The following is a 4,977-nucleotide window of genomic DNA, read 5'->3' on the forward strand; positions in this document are numbered from 1 at the left end:
TCAGCAAGCCCTCGAACAACTCTTCGAAGGACGCACCACCATAGTTATCGCGCATCGTTTGTCCACAATCCAGAAGGCCGACCGTATCCTCGTCCTTCATCAGGGGCATATTGTTGAAGAGGGCAGCCATGCCGAGCTCATGGCCCGCAAGGGCTTCTATTACAGGCTACATGAACTGCAGTTCAAACCATAAGAGGGCGCGTCCTTAACATATTGACATTGTTGCTATTAAGGATAAACGGTGCAGGAGGCAGCATTAAAGAGACCTCCAGTGAAAATTGCTCGTGCTGCGTGATAAGGGTGTATCACTGAGTAACGCTGGGCTCACGGCAAGATGCCGCTTCCCCAGAAAGATGGATATCTCCTGCAAGTTGTGGGAACAGCGTCTCGCTGCTATAGGGAGTTGCGGGTCATCAGTTATCAGTTATGTTATCAGGGTGCAGGGTATAATATAGGGGTCCCTGTATTGACGGACATATCTCATGGAATTACCAGCCATTTGGTTCGAAACAATAAAGTATTGTCTTAATATTTGAAAGATGTCATGGTGTGAGTCGACCCTTCTTTGCCGAACTCGATGCGCGTTATTTTGAGACCATTGTAGTAATAGCGAACATAAGAGTTTGTAAAACTTGTCATCTTCTCGAGAAGTCCATTGGCCAACCAGGTGAACTGGCCGTAAAGACTCCACTTATCTGCAGGGACAATGCGCTGTTCAGTGCCTTCTGGAAAATACCATTCGAGGTAGTAGGCATCACTGGCAGAAGATTCGCTCTGATCCAGGCGAATGCACAACCAGTTGTTCCATTTTGCTCTCTTGTTGCCCTTCGGCCACTGGCGAAATTCTGCCACAAATTCTTTCTTGTCTCGATCCACAATAAAGACGCGCATTCCCAGAGCCAATGTTTCCTTGTCCAACCACTTGCGAACCAGACACCAGAGTGAACCCTGCACAAGAATGAACCCCTTGCCCTCTCTTATGTTACTGTTATTATTAACTTTATGGAAAGAAAAAGAGAACGGGTACAACGTTTCCCCCGCAATTGGCACGAATTGAGGCGAGGTCAGCCTTTTGACAAGGCTTCTTACCTGGTCGACCCGGAGGTTCTGGAACTCGTTTTCCTCTTTCGATTTTGCGGCTGCACATCCCGGCAACAGGAAGAGACTCAGGAAAATTACTGTCAACCGTTTTCTGCTAAGCATGGCAACGCTCCTTTTATCAACGTCTACGGGCAGTGACTGCTTGCACCGGTGCTCACCCGCGCAGATTCTCAGATAAATTGGCGCAGCCATGCCGCAATCTAAACTAGTTTTGCAATTTATCGGCCAATATTCTAGAATCCATTGCTAGTTCTGAGAGTCGATTCTCAGAAAACTTTGCAACTACATATGGGGGAATTCCCCATTACGACCACCGCTCGCAAAGGAAAATCATGCCTCTCACTGACAGCTCAGCACCGCCAATATGTGAGGTGCAGCCCTGAAGGAGAGCGCCATGGCCTACAGTTCGTCGAAAGGTTATCTCTGTGTAATTGCTGCTGCTGTAATGTGGGCCTCTTCAGGAACAGTAGGCAAGGCATTGTTTGCCGGCAGAGTCACTCCTCTTGATGTGGTGCAGGTGCGGGCTACCTTCAGTTCGCTCCTACTCGCTTTGTTCTTCGCGCTTCGTGCCAGACACCTCTTTCGCATCCGCAAAAAGGACATAGCCTTCTTTGTTCTCCTGGGGGCTGTCGTCATGGCGCTCGTACAACTCACTTATTTTACCGCCATCAGCAAGATACAGGTCGCCGCAGCCATACTGCTGCAGTACCTGGCGCCGATCATGGTTGCGCTCTATGCAATATGTTTCTGGAAAGAGCGACTGACCATTACGAAAATAAGCTCTCTTTGCCTTGCCTTTGCGGGCTGCTACCTCGTGGTGGGGGGATACAATCTCCATCTGTTGCAAATGAACCGCCTGGGCATCCTCTGGGGTGTAGCCTCGGCTGTTTGTTATGCAACCTATACTCTGCTGGGCGAGCGAGGCATGCATCGCTACTCCCCCTGGACTGTCCTTTTTTATGCCCTCTTCTTCTCGGCTATTTCCTGGCACATACTCTATCCCCCCTTCTATTATTTACGGGCGGGTTTCTCTCTGAACCAATGGACCGGTCTGTTATACATTGCCGTATTCGGTACAGCAATACCTTTTGGTCTTTACTTTGTCGGGATAAACTACATCCGTTCCACTCGGGCGGCAATTACCGCCACCCTGGAGCCAATCTCCGCAGGATTTATCGCCTACGCCTTTCTGGGCGAATCCCTGCAGCCGCTGCAGATTGCTGGAGGGATATTAGTGATCACTGCAATCGTACTGCTGCAAATGGGAAAGGAGCAGGACACTCTCACTCCAGAGCTCATCCGCAGCCGCAGGCATGAACCTCCCGAGTCTGACGGGACAACCACCTGAGATCCACTGGTTGTCAGCTACTAAAGTTATTGTTAATATTAAAAAAATATAACAGTGAAATTCCCTGCCATTTGCCGGAGGGAAAACAGCAGTCAAGGACAGCATGAAAGAGCCGGATCCAGCCTGGACGAAATACATTCTGGACAGCATCGCTGACGGCGTATTTACCGTGGATTGTGAGGGGAGGATCACCTCCTTCAATAAAGCCGCCGAAACCATTACCGGCTTTCGCAGAGAGGAAGCCATCGGCCAGTACTGCCACGAAATCTTCCGGGCCAATGTATGCTTCGAAGCATGTCCCTTGAAACACACCACCGAGACTTCGGAAAACATTGTCAATCTCGAAGTCAATATTCTCAATCGCCAGAACAAACAGATCCCCATTAGCATCTCCACTGCCATTGTCAAAGACGACAAGGGTAAAATTATGGGAGCTGTGGAAACCTTCCGCGATCTTTCTCTCATCAAACAACTTCGCAAGGAAATATCCAGCCGTTATTCCTTCCAGGACATATTGAGTCGATCAAAACCCATGCTGGAACTGTTTGGTATTCTCCCCGATGTGGCAGAAAGCGAGGCAACAGTACTTATCGAGGGTGAAAGCGGCACCGGCAAGGAGCTCTTTGCCACTGCCCTTCATAATTTGAGTCCACGGCGCGACGGGCCCTTCATCAAGGTGAATTGTGGTGCAGTACCAGAGACTCTGCTGGAGTCGGAGCTTTTCGGCTACAAGAAAGGCGCCTTCACTGACGCCAAAAGAGATAAACCTGGACGCTTCCAGCAGGCGCAAGGGGGTACTATCTTTCTGGACGAAATCGGTGATATGAGCAAGAGTACACAGGTCAAACTGTTGCGGGTGCTGGAACGGAAGGAATACGAACCTCTGGGCAGCAACAAGACTGAGAAGGCTGATGTGCGCATCATCACTGCCACCAACAGGGATCTCATGGCCATGATGCAGCGGGGTGAGTTCCGGGAAGATCTCTTTTTTCGCATAAATGTCATCCGGCTGCGAATCCCTCCCTTGCGAGAACGTCGAGAAGACATCCCAATACTCATAGATCACTTCATTGATATAATGAACCTCAAACTATCCAGACAGGTGCGCCGGGTATCCCGTAGTGCACTCAAGATATTGATGAACTACGATTTCCCCGGCAATGTCCGGGAATTACAGAATATTGTGGAGCACTCGGTAATTCTCAGCAAGGGGATCGAAATCCAACCCCGGCATCTGCCGGCGTATCTCATTGAAAAAGGACGACCGCCCGGGCGCAGCTCTGCCAGCAGCGAGCAGCATGATCTGGCAACTCTGCAAGAACTGGAGCGTGAACTCATCCGCAAAGCTCTGGAACGGCATCAGGGAAGCATTACCGGCGCTGCCAGGGACCTGGGAATCCACCGTTCCACACTCTGGCGCAAAATGAAAAAATATCAGCTCACTTCAAACTCGCAGCTGGGCTGAAAACAGAGAAAGCTAGCTGTTCGGGCAAGATCAACCGTGAAAGGTGCAGCTCAGGCACCGTCCGCATGAGGCCTTTCTTTGAGCCGGTACCATGCTTCCGGATCTTTGAAGTATTCGTAGGTATCCTCCAAGGAAAGGCGGTGCTCCCTTTCCATCATGGCAAGAAGATCGTAGAACTCCTTCTCAACAGGATCGTTTACACCATCACGCAGTTCCCCATAAAATTTTTCACCTTTTGCTTCAAAGTCTATGGCAATCTTGACGGCTTCCATATCATCTGTGTCTGCTCTGGCGGAAGTGTCTACTGATTCAACCACCCTTCGCAACACATTTCTGATCTCCGTGCCCTTGACTTCCAGGGGAAGAGTTTCCGGCCAGCGACCTTCTTTTTTCAATTTCTTGCTGAGCTCCAGAATCTTCTGGTAGTGTTCTTCTTCATCTCTGGCTATGGATTGAAACATCTCTTTGCCCAGTGGGTTGGCAGTCCTCTCACTATGTCTCAGGTAAAAGTCCCTTTCGCGTGACTCATTGGTGAGGGCAACCTCTAGAGCCTTTATTCGCTCCTCTGTCGATATATTCATGTACCTTCCTCCCGCTCCATGGTTATCTGGACAATATCCTGTTGCTCTTGCTCCACCTGCAGTAGATTACAGTGTCCATCGTTGCCATCATTATCTCGCTGCCCACCGCAAAGAATCTGGGGATGTTCTGCCGAATCATAGCAGGCACAGATCCTTTGCTCTATTCCAAAAGCTTATGAGGTGCTGGAATCTTCTGGCGGTAGCCGCCGGCATGCCTGCCAGATGCGGCGGCTCGACAAGAGCAGCCCGGTGCCCACTGCGGCATAAATGAATCCGAGTACTGAACGAGGCAAAGGGGAAGCCCGCAGAGTACGTCCAAGCACCACCATGGCTGCCACCAGCAGCCAGCCGCGAACAGACAGAAAACCCCCTGCACAACCATTGGCGTCCCTCAGGTGAATCCTGTCTATTGTGCGATCTGCAGTGCGGTTCAATATCAGGCCTGATTTGAGCCAGCCAGCAAGGATGGCTGCCACAAGAAA

At 50.4% G+C, this 4,977-nt stretch carries 6 protein-coding genes; 3 read left to right on the forward strand and 3 right to left on the reverse strand.

Annotated elements, in window-relative coordinates; genetic code table 11:
* Nucleotides 1-193, forward strand: a 193-nt coding sequence (locus tag JRI89_16460) for a hypothetical protein (protein ID MBW2072826.1), incomplete at its 5' end; no start/stop codon positions are given.
* 332 nt (nt 194-525) lie between these two features.
* On the opposite strand, the gene JRI89_16465 is transcribed toward JRI89_16460, so the two are convergent.
* A complete protein-coding gene (locus JRI89_16465; GenBank protein ID MBW2072827.1) occupies nt 526-1,203 on the reverse strand; it encodes a hypothetical protein in 678 nt (225 codons plus the stop codon).
* A 292-nt stretch (nt 1,204-1,495) separates the two neighbouring features.
* Here JRI89_16465 and JRI89_16470 point away from each other — a divergent pair, with 292 nt between their 5' ends.
* A complete protein-coding gene (locus JRI89_16470) occupies nt 1,496-2,449 on the forward strand; it encodes an EamA family transporter (protein MBW2072828.1) in 954 nt (317 codons plus the stop codon).
* A 103-nt stretch (nt 2,450-2,552) separates the two neighbouring features.
* Nucleotides 2,553-3,914, forward strand: a complete 1,362-nt coding sequence (locus JRI89_16475; protein ID MBW2072829.1) for a sigma 54-interacting transcriptional regulator — start codon at nt 2,553-2,555, stop codon at nt 3,912-3,914.
* Between the two features lie 50 nt (nt 3,915-3,964).
* Here JRI89_16475 and JRI89_16480 read toward each other — a convergent pair whose 3' ends face one another.
* Together JRI89_16480 and JRI89_16485 are read right to left on the reverse strand one after the other, a co-directional pair.
* Entirely contained in the window at nt 3,965-4,495 is a 531-nt protein-coding gene (locus tag JRI89_16480) for a ferritin family protein (protein ID MBW2072830.1), read from the reverse strand.
* Nucleotides 4,496-4,668: 173 nt separating this feature from the next.
* On the reverse strand, nt 4,669-4,977 hold a 309-nt coding region (locus JRI89_16485; protein ID MBW2072831.1), incomplete at its 5' end, for a hypothetical protein.

The organism is Deltaproteobacteria bacterium (genome assembly GCA_019309045.1).
In the GTDB taxonomy this organism is placed as follows: Bacteria; Desulfobacterota; Syntrophobacteria; order BM002; family BM002; genus JAFDGZ01.

Coding starts and splice junctions, on each gene's coding strand:
- JRI89_16480 (MBW2072830.1), bottom strand. CDS start 4,495: ATGAATATATCGACAGAGGAGCGAATAAAGGCTCTAGAGGTTGCCCTC.
- JRI89_16465 (MBW2072827.1), bottom strand. CDS start 1,203: ATGCTTAGCAGAAAACGGTTGACAGTAATTTTCCTGAGTCTCTTCCTG.
- JRI89_16475 (MBW2072829.1), top strand. CDS start 2,553: ATGAAAGAGCCGGATCCAGCCTGGACGAAATACATTCTGGACAGCATC.
- JRI89_16470 (MBW2072828.1), top strand. CDS start 1,496: ATGGCCTACAGTTCGTCGAAAGGTTATCTCTGTGTAATTGCTGCTGCT.